Below are 13,497 nucleotides of genomic sequence, written 5' to 3' on the forward strand. Positions count from 1 at the left end.
CCCCCGTCCCTGCCCAAGGAGGATGCGACATGACCCGGACGAACCCCCGGGACGCGCCCGCCGCGTACCCGTCGGCCGACGACGATGAGGCGCTGAAGGAGCTCATCGCGGATGAGCTCGGCGCGGTGCGAGACCGCAGTTTCGGCCTCACCACCGACGTCCTGGACGAGGCGGGCCTCACCTCGCAGGTGTCCCCGCTGATGTCGCCGCTCGTGTGGGACCTCGCGCACGTCGGGAACTACGAGGAGCTGTGGCTGCTGCGCGCCGCGGCCGGCGCGGACCCGATGCGCCCGGAGATCGACGGCCTGTACGACGCGTTCGAGCACCCCCGGGCCGAACGGCCGTCGCTGCCGCTGCTGCCGCCGGACGAGGCCCGCTCCTACATCGGCACGGTGCGGGCCAAGGTGCTGGACGCCCTGCCCTCGGTGCGGTTCGACACCGCGGACCCGCTCACGTCGGGCGGGTTCGTCTACGGGATGGTCGTCCAGCACGAGCACATGCACGACGAGACCATGCTGGCCACCCACCAGCTCCGCAAAGGCGCTCCCGCCCTCCTCGACCCGATCACCGAACCGGCACGGAAGCGCCCTCCCGGAGATGCCGGGAACGGCGAGGTCCTGATCGAGGCGGGGCCGTTCCGAATGGGCACGTCGGACGATCCCTGGGCCTACGACAACGAGCGCCCCGCCCATGTCGTCGACCTTCCCGCGTACTACATCGACGTCGAGCCCGTCTCCAACGCCGCCTACATCTCCTTCATGGAGGCCGGTGGTTATGACGACCCGCGCTGGTGGCATCCCGCCGGATGGGAATGGCGCGCTCACCATGCCGACAACCACCATGCCGACAACCATCATGCCGACAACCATCATGCCGGCAACGCCGGCGGCAAACGCGCCCCCGCCTTCTGGATCCGCGAAGGCGGCCAATGGCTGCGCCGCCGGTTCGGGCGGACGGAACCCGTCCCGCCGGACGAACCCGTCCAGCACGTGTGCTGGTACGAGGCGGACGCCTACGCGCGGTGGGCCGGCAAGCGGCTGCCGACCGAGGCCGAGTGGGAGAAGGCCGCGCGCTGGGACCCGGAGGCCGGGCGGTCGCGCCGCTACCCGTGGGGCGACGCCTACGAGGAAGGCCGCGCCAACCTGGGGCAGCGGTCGCTCCGCCCGTCCGAGACCGGCGCCTACGCGTCCGGGGCCTCGGCCTACGGGGTGAGGCGCCTCCTAGGGGACGTGTGGGAGTGGACGTCGTCCGACTTCGGCGGCTACCCCGGTTTCCGGTCCTTCCCCTACAAGGAGTACTCGGAAGTCTTCTTCGGCCCCGAGCACAAGGTGCTGAGAGGCGGCTCCTGGGCCACACACCCGCTCGCCGTGCGCGGATCGTTCCGCAACTGGGACTACCCCATCAGGCGGCAGATTTTCTCCGGTTTCCGCTGCGCGCGGTCCGTCGCGGGGGAAGGACGCTAGATGTGCCGCCACCTCGGCTACCTCGGGCCTGAGCGGACACTGCACTCCCTCCTCTACGACGGTGAGCACTCCCTGGAGACCCAGTCGTACGCGCCGCGCATGACACAGGGATGCATCCTCAACGCCGACGGCTACGGCGTCGGCTGGTACCGCGACGGCGCGCCCGTCCGGTTCCGCCGCGCCCAGCCGATCTGGACCGACGCGTCGTTCCGCGAGGTCGCCGGGGCCGTCCGGGCGTCCTGCGCGGTCGCCGCGATCCGGTCGGCGACGCCCGGGTTCCCCGTGGACGAGTCGTGCGCCCAGCCGTTCCGCGCCGGGCCCTGGCTGTTCAGCCACAACGGCAAGATCGACGACTTCGGCGGGGCGGAGGGCAGGCTCCGCGAGCTCGCCGGGGACCTCGCCGCGGTGCCCGACGCCCGCGCCCCGGTCGACTCGGCGCCGCTGTTCGCCCGCGCCGTCCGGCACTGGCGGGACGGCGCGGCCCTCGGCGCCGGCCTCGCCGCCGTCGTCGGCGAGGTCACCGCGTTCGCGCCGGGCCGCTACAACCTGCTCGCCTCCGACGGCACGTCCCTCGCCGCCACGACCTGGGGCGACTCCCTGTTCGTCCACGAGGGCGCGGACCACATCCGGATCGCGTCCGAGCCGCTGGACGACGACGCCGGCTGGAAGGCCGTCCCCGACCGCTCCCTCGTCACCGCCGCACTCGACCCCGGCGTGTCGATAACGCCCCTCTGATCGATAACGCTTCTCTGATCGATAACGCCGCTCTCATCGACAACGCCGCTCTGAGGAGAACCACGTGGACCGGTTCCTGACCGCCGACGACCTCGCCAAGACGCTCCGCAGCGACGTCCACGAGGGGCTGACCGGCACCCCCAAGACCCTGCCGCCCAAGTGGTTCTACGACGAGCGCGGCAGCGCGCTGTTCGAGGAGATCACCGCGCTGCCGGAGTACTACCCGACCCGCCGCGAACGGGAGATCCTCCTCGCGCGGGCGCCCGGCGTCGCCGCCGCCACCGGCGCCCGGACGCTGCTGGAGCTCGGCGCCGGGTCGGGGGAGAAGACCAGGCTGCTGCTCGACGCCCTCGCGGGCACGCTGCGCACCTACGTGCCGGTGGACGTGAGCGGCGACTTCCTGGCGGAGGCCGCGGCGGGCATCGCCGCCGACCACCCCGGCCTGCACGTCCGGCCCGTCGTCGCCGACTACGAACGGCACCTGCACCTGCTGCCCGCCGGGGAGCGCCGCCTCGTCGCCTTCCTCGGCGGGACCATCGGCAACATGCCGCCCGCCGAGCGGATCGGGTTCCTCGGCGCCCTCCGCGCCACCATGTCCGCCGGCGACTTCCTGCTGGTGGGCGCCGACCTCGTCAAGGACACGGGACGGCTCGTCCGCGCCTACGACGACACGGCCGGGGTCACCGCCGAGTTCAACCGCAACGTCCTGCACGTCATCAACGCGGAACTGGACGCCGACTTCGACCCGGACGCCTTCGAGCACGTCGCGGTCTGGAACGACGCGGAGGAGTGGATCGAGATGCGGCTCCGGTCGACCCGCGACCAGGACGTCCGCGTGGGCGGCCTCGACCTCGCGGTCTCGTTCGCGGCCGGGGAGGAGATGCGCACCGAGATCTCCGCCAAGTTCCGCCGGGAGCGGCTGGAGGCCGAACTGGGCGCGGCCGGGATGGAGATCGCGGAGTTCTGGACGGACGCGGACGGCGACTTCTCACTCACCCTCGCCAGCCCCGCCGGTTGAGCCCGTCGCTGAACCGGCCGGTGAGCCGGCCGGTCGAGCCCGCCGGCTGAGCCCACGCCTTCACTTCTTGCGGGACGGCTCCGCGAGACCGAGCCGCCGCAGGCTCCCGGCGAGGCGGGTCGCGATGTACCGGTGGCCGGCCTCGTTCGGGTGGGTGCGGTCGCGCTTGATGTACTGGGCGGCGTTGCCGACGCCGGTCAGCGGGTCGCCGGTGACCCACCGCTCGCCGATCGGGTCGATGAACGGGACGCCGAGCTGCCCGGCGAGGTCGCGCAGCGCGTCCCGGACGGCGATCGCGCCCTGCGGCGGCGTGCCCGTCCCCCAGATCGGCCCCATCAGCACGATGTGCGTGCCGGGCCAGCGCTGCCCGGCGCGTTCGAGCAGCACGTGCGCGGCGGCGGCGACCTGCGGCGCGGGGATGCGGAAGTCGTTGTGCCCGCCAGAGACGATGAGCAGGTCGGGTGCGGGCCGCCAGCCGAGCTGGCTCTCGAACAGCCCGAGGAAGTCGTCGCGGCGCTTCACCACGAAGCCGGTCCCGGCGCGCCCGCCGACGACGACCTGCCAGCCGAGCAGCCGCGCCGTCGCCGACGCGTAGGTGAACTCCGGCTGGACGCGCCCGTCGCCGACCGTGTAGCTGTCGCCGAGGAACATCACCACCGGGGGCGCGGCGTCCCGCCCGCCGTCCCGGCCGCCGCCGCCCTGCCCGGGGCCGTCCGCCGCCGCCGAGCGGTGCACCGGACCCCCGAGCGGCGAGCAGCCGGTCGCGGCCGCCGCCGCCACCAGGCTCAGGCACAGCACGAACGTCGCCGCGCCGCGTCGGGCGCGGCGAGATCTCATCGAGGACCACCCATTCGTCCGGGGCCACCGGGAAGTGAACCCGTATCTTACTGATCCGAGGCGCCCGCCGAGGCCGTGTCCGCCCCGGTGTGCGGCGGTTCTCCCGGCGGCGGGCGGTTCGGTAGATCGAGTCCTCGGCTCCACCGGCCGTTCACGTCCCGGTACCGCGGCGGCCACCCGTGCCCGAGAGGGTTCCGCGGGTGACGGGACGGCAACGGCTCAGTGAGCTGGACCTGCTGCGTTTCCTGGCGGCGGTGGCGGTGGTGCTCTTCCATTTCACCGGCTTCGGCGGGGCGGGCGCGTGGCCCGAACCCTCGCGCGAGGTCTTCCCCGAGATCTCCGCGCTGACGCGGTTCGGCTACCTCGGCGTCGACCTCTTCTTCGTCATCAGCGGCTTCGTGATCCTGATGAGCGCGTGGGGCCGGGGACCGGGCGAGTTCGGCGTCTCCCGGGTCGTGCGCCTGATGCCCGCCTACTGGGTCAGCGTCCTGCTCGGCCTGTTCGTGTACGCGCTGTTCCGGCTGGGGCACGGCGTCCCCGGACTGGTCGTGCCGAACCTGACCATGCTGCAGGGCGGGCTCGGGGTGCGGAACGTGGACTCCGTCTACTGGACGCTCTGGATCGAACTCCACTTCTACGTGCTGATCGCCGTCCTCGCGGCCATCGGGATCACGTACCGCTCCTGCATCGCCTTCATGGCGGTGTGGCTGTTCGCCGGCCTGTTCGCCGACCAGGCCGACCACCGGCTCCTCCAGGTGATGCTGGTGCCGACCTGGAGCCCGTACTTCATCGCGGGCATGGCGCTCTACATGATCCACCGCTTCGGCCCGACGCTGCTGCTGTGGGGGTTCGTCGGGGTGACGTACCTGATGGCCCTGCGCTGGGGCGCCTGGCGCGCGGAGACGGTGTTCCGCGGCGCCGACGAGGTCGTCGTCAGCGCCCTCATCACCGGGATCTTCGCGGTGATGATCCTCGTCGCGACGGACCGCCTCAGCCGCATCCGCTGGCGCGGCCTGACGACACTCGGCGCGCTGACGTACCCGCTCTACCTCCTCCACTCCCAGCTGGCACTGCCCCTGCTGGACAACCTCTACCCGGCCCTCAACCGGTGGGCGGCCCTCGCCGCGGTCATCGCCGTCTCACTCACCGCCTCCTACGCCGTCCACCACGCGGTCGAGCGCCCCCTCGCAGCCTGGATGCGCCCCCGCCTGCGCGCGTCCCTGGAGGCCGCGAGACCGCCCGCCGAACCCTCTGCGGTGGTCCACCGGGACCTTGGCGGTGACCGCGACGGTCCTCGCCTCAACGGCGATCCCCCTCACGACCGCACCCCCGCTGACGCGACCACCAGCTGAAGTACGACCACCAGCTGATGCAGAGGAGCGGGCACCCCTTCGCGGTCGCGCTCGTCTACGCGGACCGGTGGGGCGGTTCCGGGGTTTCGGAGGGTGGGCGGAGCTCGTCGGTGTAGGGGACCGTCAGGCGGCGCATCACGCCGGAGTCGTCGATCGAGTACTGGCCGAGGCGTGACAGCGGCGGTGAGTACGCGTGGATCGTGACGCTGGTGTCCGCCACGCCGGCTATCCGGTGGATGTGGTCGGGGCCGAAGCCGAACGACCCGCCTTCGGCGACGACGGTCCGGAGGGGCTCGCCGCCGATGCGGGGGTTGTTCTCCTCCACGGCCCCGGCGACGACGCGCACGGCCCCGGAGGAGACGTCGTGGTCGTGCCAGCCGGTGTCGTCGCCGGGGGTCCAGCAGAGCAGCCAGACGTCCACGTGCTCGTCCCGGTGGAGCGAGGCGTAGTGGCGGGCCCCCTCGGGGAACGCCACGTGCTCACGCCACAGCTCTGGCCGGCCGGCCAGGCGGTCGACCAGCTCGCGCAGCTCCCGCCGGTCCAGGAAGCGGGCGGGCAGGTCCGCGAAAGGGGGACGGGACAGTACCTCGGACGACACGTTGCGATCCCTCCGGCCTGGACACGACCTGGACACGGCCTGCTGCCTGGAAACGACCTGGACACGATCTGCTGAACCGCATCGGTTAAACGATTCAGTTAAACGGTTTAGTTAACCGATTCAGTGAACCGGTTCAGAGGAGTCGTCGTCAAGCCGCCCGGGCGCGCTGTCGGTGCCGGGCTCTAGGGTTGGAGAGTGCCGGAGAAGCGCAAGCGCGCGACCATCCGCGAGGTGGCGCGGGCGACGGGGCTGTCGCCCGCCGCCGTGTCGTACGCGCTGCGCGGCATCCAGACCTCGGAGGAGACGCAGGAGCGGGTACGGGCGGCCGCCGACGAGCTCGGCTACGAGGCGCACCCGATCGCCCGCGCGCTGGCCAGCGGCCGCACCGGGCAGGTCGGCCTGCTGTGCGGCTCCCTGGAGGACTACTGGCAGCAGTCCCTCGCGGTCGGCATCGGGCGGGCGCTGCTGGCCCGCGACCGCTACGCCCTGATCGTGGACGCCGGTGGCGACCCCGAGCGGGAGCTGGTCCTCGCCCGCCGGCTGCGCGACCAGCGGGTGGACGGCCTGATCGTCCAGCCGCTCGATCCGTCCGCCGCGCTGTGGGCGGAGCTGGCCGCGTCGGTCCCGGTGGTGTCCGTCGGCGACGCGCTGCACGGCGGGCAGGCGCAGGGCGAGGTGGTGTTCGACAACCGGCGGGGCGTCACGCTCGCGCTGGAGCACCTGCGCGACCGCGGGCACGAGCGCCTCGCCGTGTTCACCTCCACCCGCGCCAGCACCCCCGACCGGCCCGCCGACGTGTACGTCAACGCGGAGGCCCGGCGGCTGGGCCTGCGGGTCGACGTGGTGTTCGTGCCGCAGTCGCTCGCCGCGGCGACCGAGGTCGCCACGCGGCTGCTCGGCGGTCCCGGCCGGCCCACGGCGGTGTTCTGCTTCGCCGACTCCATCGCCTACGGCGTGTACGCCGCCACGCGCGAGCTGGGGCTCGCCGTCCCCGGCGACCTCGCCGTCTGCGGCTACGACGACCATCCGATGTCGGCGCTGCTCACGCCGCCGCTCACCACCGTCGACTGGGACATGGACGGCATCGTCCAATCCGCCGTCCGGCTCGTCGTGGACGTCATCGACGGCAAGCCGCGCAAGAGGCGCGTCGTCCGCGAGCCGTCCCTGCGCGTCCGCGCGTCCACGGGCGGTCAGGGGGAGTAGCGCGTGATGGACGTCCCATCGATAACGATTCGGCTCTTTCCGGCGCAGCCAGGCTACTTTTCCCGTTTTACAGGTAGGTAGGCTCCGAAATCGATGATCCGGACAAGGCATGACACTTCGCTGACCGTACCGTCCGGTCGCGGTCGGGGACGAATCGAGGACGGCGTCGCGGGCGCCCGGCGAGGACGTGGCACTTGATCACCTTTGAGGGCGTGACCAAGCGGTACCCGGGCGGGACCGTCGCCCTGGACGACGTCAGCCTCGACTGCCCCACCGGCCGCATCACCGTGTTCGTCGGCACGTCCGGCGGCGGCAAGACCACCGCGCTGCGCACCGTCAACCGGATGGTGGAACCGACTTCCGGGCGCGTCCTCATCGACGGGCAGGACGTCCGCGAGCACAAGCCCGCCGAGCTGCGGCGCGGCATCGGCTACGTCATCCAGCACGCCGGGCTGTTCCCGCACCGCACCGTCGAGGACAACATCGCGACCGTCCCGCTCCTGCTGCGCTGGAACAAGAAGAAGGCGCGGGCGCGGGCGCACGAGCTCATGGAGCGCGTCGGGCTCGAACCGTCCATGGCGCGGCGGTACCCGTTCCAGCTGTCGGGCGGGCAGCAGCAGCGCGTCGGCGTCGCCCGCGCGCTCGCCGCCGACCCGCCGATCATGCTGATGGACGAGCCGTTCAGCGCCGTCGACCCCGTCGTCCGCGCCGAGCTGCAGGACGAGTTCCTCCGCCTCCAGGACGAACTGCACAAGACGATCGTGTTCGTCACCCACGACGTCGACGAGGCCATCAAGCTCGGCGACCGCATCGCGGTGTTCCAGACCGGCGGAAAGCTCGTCCAGGTGGACAGCCCCGAGACGCTCCTCGCCCGGCCCGCGAACGACTTCGTCGCCGGGTTCATCGGCCACGACCGCGGCATCCGGCGGCTGTCGTTCATCCCCGCCTCGTCGGCGCCGCTCAGCGAGCGGGACGTCCTGCCCGTCGACGCACCCGTCGAGCGGGCCCGCGACGCCGCCGGCGGATGGGTCCTGGTCGTGGACGACGGCCGGCGCCCGCTCGGCTGGGCCGCCGCGGACGACCTGCCCGGTTCGGGGACCGTCGGCGACGCGTCCCTCGCGCCGATCGGGCACACCTTCGACGTCGCGGGCGACTCCGTCCGGGCCGCGCTGGACGCCGCGATCCTGTCGCCGTCCGGCCGCGCCGTCGGGGTGGACGGCGAAGGCCGCCTCGTCGGGATCGCCGACCAGCACGACCTCAGCACCGCCATCGCCCGCGCCGGCGCCGAATCGCGGCCCGCCGGCCCTGAATCGCGGCCCGCCGGCGCCGCCGGAGGCGGTGGCTGATGGGGGGCGGTGGCTGATGGAGTTCGACTGGGACTGGATCGCCCGCAACACCGACTCGCTCGGCGAGCACGCCCTCGTCCACCTGCGGTTGGCGCTGCTGCCGGTGGTGTTCGGGCTGCTCATCGCGCTGCCCGTCGGGGTGCTGTGCCGCCGCTGGGGCTGGCTGTACCCGCCCGCCCTGACCATCGCGAACGTGTTCTACGCGGTCCCGTCGCTGGCGCTGTTCATGATCTTCATCCAGTACACCGGGCTCACCGCGGCCACCGTCATGATCCCGCTGACGCTCTACAGCCTGTCGGTGCTCGTCCCGAACGTGGTGGACGGGCTGGCGTCGGTGTCCGACCCCGTCCGGCAGGCCGCCACCGCCATGGGGTTCGGCCCGCTGCGCCGCCTGCTGCGGGTCGAGCTGCCGATCGCGGTGCCCATCGTCATCGCCGGGACGCGCGTCGCGGCCGTGTCGTCCATCAGCCTCGTCGCGGTCGGGCAGCTGATCGGGCAGGGCGGGCTCGGCTACGACATCATCCGCGGCTACCAGCTGTCGTTCCCGACCCAGATCATCGCCGCGACCGTCCTGATCGTGCTGCTGGCCCTCGCCACCGACGCGCTCCTGGTCGCCGTGCAGAGGCTGCTCACCCCGTGGGCGCGCGCGAGGGGGCAGGCGGCATGAACGATCTGTGGAACCAGGTCGACCTGTTCTGGACGTGGCTGACCGCGTCCTCCCAGTGGGAGGGCGAGGACGGCATCCCGCACCGGACGCTCCAGCACCTCTACTACACGGGCGTGGCGCTGTTCGCCGCCGCCGTGATCGGCCTCGCCCTCGGCCTGCTCGTCGGGCACACCGGCCGCGGCGGCTTCCTCGCGGTCAGCGTCGCCAACGTCGCGCGGGCGATCCCCACCTTCGGCCTGGTGCTGTTCATCGTCGTGATCGACTACAGCATCACGCCGGTGCTGATCGCGCTCGTCGCGCTGGCCGTCCCGCCGATCCTCGTCAACACCTACGAGGGCGTCCGCGGCGTCGACGCCGACGCCAAGGACGCCGCCCGCGGCATGGGCATGACCGGCTGGGGCGTGCTGTGGCGGGCGGAGCTGCCGATGGCGCTGCCGCTGATCCTGCTGGGGCTGCGCACGTCCGCGATCCAGGTCGTCGCCACCGCGACCATCGCCGCCTACCCCGGCTTCGGCGGCCTCGGCCGCTACATCATCGACGGGCTGGCCCGCAACGACTACCAGCTCGTCGTCGGGGGCACCGTCCTGGTGGTGCTGCTCGCGCTGATCGTCCAGCTGGTCTTCGCGGGCCTGCGCCGCCTCGCCGTCTCGCCGGGCCTGCTCGGCTCCGCCCGTTCCTCCTGACCACCGAAACAGAGGACAACGCAATGAAGAAACTGATCCGCGGCACCGTCGCCGGCCTCGTGGCCGCGCTGGCCCTCACGGCCTGCGGCGGCGGCGACTCCGGCGACGACAACCCCCTGGCGGGCGGCGGAGCGAGCGGCACCATCACCGTCGGCGGCGCCAACTTCCCCGAGAGCAACCTGCTCGCCGAGATCTACGCCCAGGCCCTGGAGGCCAAGGAGCTCAAGGTCACCCGCAAGTTCAACATCGGCGCCCGCGAGGTCTACTACGACCAGGTCGTCAAGGGCGGCATCAGCGTCATGCCCGAGTACAACGGGGCGCTGCTGACCACGTCCGTCGACGAGAACAGCAAGGCCGCCACCACCGAGGAGATCAACGCCGAGCTGAAGGCCAAGCTGCCGAAGGAGGTGGAGATCCTCGACTCCGCCGAGGCGCAGGACAAGGACTCCGTCACCGTCAACCCGCAGACGGCCGCCAAGTACGACCTGAAGTCGATCGCCGACCTCAAGGGCGTCGCGAACGAGCTCGTCATCGCCGGGCCGTCGGAGTTCGAGACCCGCCAGCAGGGCCTCAAGGGCCTCAAGGAGGCGTACGGCATCGAGTTCAAGGAGTTCCGCTCGTTCGACGCCGGCGCCCAGTCCACGCTGGTGAAGCTCCTCACCGAGAACAAGATCCAGGCCGCGGACCTGTTCACCACCGACCCGACCATCGAGCAGAACAAGCTGGTCGTCCTCGAAGACCCGGAGAACGTCTTCAGCGCCCAGAACGTCACGCCCCTCGTCCACAAGGAGTCGGTGAACGACACGGCGCGGGCGGCGCTCAACGCCATCTCCGCCAAGCTCACCACCGAGGACCTCCTGGAGATGATGAAGCGCATCGTCATCGACAAGGACGACCAGGAGAAGGTCGCCGAAGACTGGCTGAAGAAGTCCGGCCTGATCTGACGCGCGGCGCCCCAAGTGACGGCCGAGCCCACCACGACGTGGGCTCGGCCGTTCGCTTCGCGGCCTGCCCGTGCCCATCATGGAGGTCATGGCATACGTGATCTCCCCGGAGCGGCGGGGCGAGACCCGGCTGCCCGACGGCCGCCTTCTCGGCTGGGCGGAATGGGGGCCGGAGGACGGCGCCCCGGTGCTCCTGTGCCCGGGTGCGGCCACCAGCCGCCACCTCGGCTTCGGCGCGAACGCCGTCCATCCCCTCGGAGTGCGCCTCGTCTCCGTCGACCGCCCCGGCCTCGGCGCGTCGACCCCGTCCCCCGGCAGGACGTTCGCGGACTTCGCCGCGGACATGCGCGACCTCATCGCCCTGCGCGACCTCATTACTGTGCGCGACCTCATCACCGTGCGCGACATGGCGAACCCCATCATGGTCGGCAATTCGCAGGGCGCTCCGTTCGCGCTCGCCTGCGCCGCCGAGGGACTCGCGTCGGCCGTGGCGATCGTCTCCGGGGCCGACGAGGTCGCCACGCCGCAGTTCGCGTCCGTCCTCCCGGACGACCTGCGCGGCCTGGTCGCCCGTGTCGCGTCCGATCCCGCCGGAGCCGAGCAATTCTTCCGAGGGTTGGGCGCCGCCGCGATGTCAACGATGGTCATGGACGCGAGCCCGCCCTCGGACCTCCAGGTCTACCGGGACCCGGTCTTCGCGGCGGCCTACCGCCAGGCGCTCGACGAGGCATTCGCCCAGGGCCCGGACGGCTACGCTCGCGACACGGTCCTGGCCATGGGCCGCTGGCCGTTCGTCCTCGGCGAGATCAACGTCCCGGTCGACCTCTGGTACGGCGAACAGGACACGACCCACTCACCCGACAACGGCAAGACCCTCGCGACCCGCATCCCCGGCGCCCGCCTCCACACGCTCCCCAGAATCGGTGGCGCGGCCTTGTGGAAACACCCCACCAGCATCCTCCACACCGCCCTGACCCGACTCCGCTGAGGCTCACCACTTACGGCGCCCCGATTCGCTAGGCGCCACGCCGCCACGGTCCGGTCACCGCGATCGCCGCCTCTGGACGCTGATCGGGCCGGCACTGCTGTCCGGCACTCTGGACGGGGGCGCGAACGTCCTCTACTTCCTGGCCGCCCACAAGGGCATGGAAACCCCGAGCCCGCGACGAATCGGTGATTCGGCATCTCATATGATCTTGACTCCCGCGCGCTCGCGGGCGACGAGGGAGGACGAGGACCAGTGATCCGCCTCGACGTCGGCATGCCCGGGGTGATGTGGGGAGTCTGGCTCGGCTGCCTGGTGCCCGTAATCGCCTTGGTGAACCTGCTGTTCGGCGCCCTCGGGTGGATGTTCCTCACCTCGTCCGAGGTCCCCGGCGTGGGCCTCGTCTTCCTGGTGCCGATGCTGCTGATCGACGTGCTGGTCGTAGGCACGCTGGCCGTGCAGTACCGCGCCGCGTACTGGCTGGACGGGAGAGTGCTCGTCCGGCGGCTGATGTTCGGCCGCCGCACCTACGACCTCGCGGCCGCCCACGTCGGCGCGGAGACCGCCCGGCCGGTGTGGACGAACTGGCGCGGCGGCGTCCTGCCCCGCCTGGTCGTGCAGGTGCCCGGGACCGCGCCCGCCCGGGTCTGGCTGCGCGACCCGTCCCGCGGCGGCGCCCTCCTGCCGCCCGGCCAGCTCGCGGCACTGGCCCGCGCCATCGACCCGGACCTGCGGCATCCCGTGGCGGTGCGGCTGTGGGAGCTCGCGTCCGACCCGCTGCGCGGTGCGGTCTAGCCGACCCGCAGGTCGGCGAGCACGGGGAAGTGGTCGGAGGGGGACCGGCCGCCGTCCCGGTACGTGTCGATCTCGGTCCACGACGTCCGCACCGGCCCGCGCGCCAGGATCCAGTCCAGCCGCCTGCCGCCCCGTTTCGCCGGGCGCCACCGTCCGAGGGTGCCGTACTCGGCGCCGCGCTTCTGGGCCGTCGTCCACGTGTCCTGGAACGCGTCGGGCCCGGTGAGGATCGCGTATTCGGGCGACGTTCCGGCGGCTGCGTTGAAGTCCCCGGTCAGCACCACCGGGACCCCCGCCTCGAACCCGCGGACCCGGCGCAGGATCAGCTCGGCGCTCTTCACCCGCGACTCCGCCGACCCGTTGTCCAGGTGCGTGTTCACCTGGTAGAGGACGGTGCCGGTGCGCCGGTCGCGGAACTTCGCCCAGGTCACCATCCGCACGTACCGGTTCCCCCAGCTCGCGGAGCCGATCGCGTCGGGGGTGCCGGACAGCCAGAAGTGGTCGAAGTCCAGGACCTCGAACCGCTTGCCGTAGAAGATCGCCATGATCTGGTCCTTGGTGCCGCCCTGGGTGCCCAGCCCGATCCACCGGTGGCCCGGCAGCATCCTCGCCAGGTCGCGGACCTGGTGCCAGCGCGCCTCCTGGACGCCCAGCAGGTCGGGCTCATGCCGCCCGAGCAGCCGCCCGACCAGCTCGCGGCGGGTGTCCCAGTCCCGCGGCGGCGGGTCGTTCACGCCCCGCACGTTGTAGGTCATCACCCGGACGCTCCCGTCGCCCCGCGCAGGCTCGGCCACCACGAACCCGGAGACGAGCACCAGCGCCGCGGCGGCGGCCAGCACCCAGAACCACCGACGCCCGCTCATCACCCTCC

Annotated in this window: 14 protein-coding genes; 11 read left to right on the forward strand and 3 right to left on the reverse strand. The window is 72.1% G+C overall.

The annotated features are described in order from the left end of the window. Positions 1-29: 29 nt before the first annotated feature. From E1200_RS23225 to egtD, 3 genes are all read left to right on the forward strand, one after another. On the forward strand, positions 30-1,463 hold the full coding sequence (locus E1200_RS23225; protein ID WP_131954183.1) for an ergothioneine biosynthesis protein EgtB: 1,434 nt from the start codon (positions 30-32) through the stop codon (positions 1,461-1,463). Next, positions 1,464-2,198, forward strand: coding sequence for an ergothioneine biosynthesis protein EgtC (gene egtC, locus E1200_RS23230; RefSeq protein WP_131954184.1), 735 nt, complete (start codon positions 1,464-1,466; stop codon positions 2,196-2,198). A 64-nt stretch (positions 2,199-2,262) separates the two neighbouring features. Continuing rightward, positions 2,263-3,216, forward strand: a complete 954-nt coding sequence (gene egtD, locus E1200_RS23235) for an L-histidine N(alpha)-methyltransferase (RefSeq protein WP_131954185.1) — start codon at positions 2,263-2,265, stop codon at positions 3,214-3,216. Positions 3,217-3,276: 60 nt separating this feature from the next. Here egtD and E1200_RS23240 read toward each other — a convergent pair whose 3' ends face one another. Further along, positions 3,277-4,053, reverse strand: coding sequence for an SGNH/GDSL hydrolase family protein (locus E1200_RS23240; protein WP_131954186.1), 777 nt, complete (start codon positions 4,051-4,053; stop codon positions 3,277-3,279). 200 nt (positions 4,054-4,253) lie between these two features. Here E1200_RS23240 and E1200_RS23245 point away from each other — a divergent pair, with 200 nt between their 5' ends. Next, a complete protein-coding gene (locus tag E1200_RS23245) occupies positions 4,254-5,405 on the forward strand; it encodes an acyltransferase (protein ID WP_165950430.1) in 1,152 nt (383 codons plus the stop codon). A 55-nt stretch (positions 5,406-5,460) separates the two neighbouring features. On the opposite strand, the gene E1200_RS23250 is transcribed toward E1200_RS23245, so the two are convergent. Beyond that, complete coding sequence (locus E1200_RS23250) at positions 5,461-6,003, reverse strand: cysteine dioxygenase family protein (RefSeq protein ID WP_131954188.1); 543 nt, start codon at positions 6,001-6,003, stop codon at positions 5,461-5,463. Between the two features lie 195 nt (positions 6,004-6,198). Here E1200_RS23250 and E1200_RS23255 point away from each other — a divergent pair, with 195 nt between their 5' ends. The 7 genes from E1200_RS23255 to E1200_RS23285 all read left to right on the forward strand — a co-directional run bounded on the left by E1200_RS23255 (position 6,199) and on the right by E1200_RS23285 (position 12,626). Continuing rightward, positions 6,199-7,206 (forward strand): LacI family DNA-binding transcriptional regulator, encoded by a 1,008-nt coding sequence (locus E1200_RS23255; RefSeq protein ID WP_131954189.1) that lies wholly within the window; start codon positions 6,199-6,201, stop codon positions 7,204-7,206. 194 nt (positions 7,207-7,400) lie between these two features. Then, positions 7,401-8,552, forward strand: a complete 1,152-nt coding sequence (locus E1200_RS23260; protein WP_131954190.1) for an ATP-binding cassette domain-containing protein — start codon at positions 7,401-7,403, stop codon at positions 8,550-8,552. A gap of 16 nt (positions 8,553-8,568) precedes the next feature. Beyond that, the gene (locus E1200_RS23265) at positions 8,569-9,219 is read left to right on the forward strand and encodes an ABC transporter permease subunit (RefSeq protein ID WP_131954191.1); all 651 of its coding nucleotides are present in this window, start codon (positions 8,569-8,571) and stop codon (positions 9,217-9,219) included. Then, entirely contained in the window at positions 9,216-9,902 is a 687-nt protein-coding gene (locus E1200_RS23270) for an ABC transporter permease (protein ID WP_131954192.1), read from the forward strand. The genes E1200_RS23265 and E1200_RS23270 overlap by 4 nt, the downstream gene beginning before the upstream one ends. A gap of 23 nt (positions 9,903-9,925) precedes the next feature. After that, a complete protein-coding gene (locus E1200_RS23275; protein WP_131954193.1) occupies positions 9,926-10,846 on the forward strand; it encodes an ABC transporter substrate-binding protein in 921 nt (306 codons plus the stop codon). Positions 10,847-10,934: 88 nt separating this feature from the next. Further along, positions 10,935-11,834, forward strand: a complete 900-nt coding sequence (locus E1200_RS23280) for an alpha/beta hydrolase (RefSeq protein ID WP_131954194.1) — start codon at positions 10,935-10,937, stop codon at positions 11,832-11,834. 252 nt (positions 11,835-12,086) lie between these two features. After that, complete coding sequence (locus E1200_RS23285) at positions 12,087-12,626, forward strand: hypothetical protein (protein ID WP_131954195.1); 540 nt, start codon at positions 12,087-12,089, stop codon at positions 12,624-12,626. Here E1200_RS23285 and E1200_RS23290 read toward each other — a convergent pair. Further along, the coding region (locus E1200_RS23290) for an endonuclease/exonuclease/phosphatase family protein (RefSeq protein WP_207933504.1) at positions 12,623-13,497 on the reverse strand (875 nt) is incomplete at its 5' end. The two genes, E1200_RS23285 and E1200_RS23290, sit on opposite strands and share 4 nt — an antisense overlap.

It is taken from the genome of Actinomadura sp. GC306 (assembly GCF_004348665.1).
In the GTDB taxonomy this organism is placed as follows: Bacteria; Actinomycetota; Actinomycetes; order Streptosporangiales; family Streptosporangiaceae; genus Spirillospora.

What these genes read in the sequence shown, in the direction of transcription:
- E1200_RS23225 (WP_131954183.1), top strand. Translation starts at nt 30, where the DNA reads ATGACCCGGACGAACCCCCGGGACGCGCCCGCCGCGTACCCGTCGGCC.
- egtC (WP_131954184.1), top strand. Translation starts at nt 1,464, where the DNA reads ATGTGCCGCCACCTCGGCTACCTCGGGCCTGAGCGGACACTGCACTCC.
- E1200_RS23240 (WP_131954186.1), bottom strand. Translation starts at nt 4,053, where the DNA reads ATGAGATCTCGCCGCGCCCGACGCGGCGCGGCGACGTTCGTGCTGTGC.
- E1200_RS23265 (WP_131954191.1), top strand. Translation starts at nt 8,569, where the DNA reads ATGGAGTTCGACTGGGACTGGATCGCCCGCAACACCGACTCGCTCGGC.
- E1200_RS23270 (WP_131954192.1), top strand. Translation starts at nt 9,216, where the DNA reads ATGAACGATCTGTGGAACCAGGTCGACCTGTTCTGGACGTGGCTGACC.
- E1200_RS23275 (WP_131954193.1), top strand. Translation starts at nt 9,926, where the DNA reads ATGAAGAAACTGATCCGCGGCACCGTCGCCGGCCTCGTGGCCGCGCTG.
- E1200_RS23280 (WP_131954194.1), top strand. Translation starts at nt 10,935, where the DNA reads ATGGCATACGTGATCTCCCCGGAGCGGCGGGGCGAGACCCGGCTGCCC.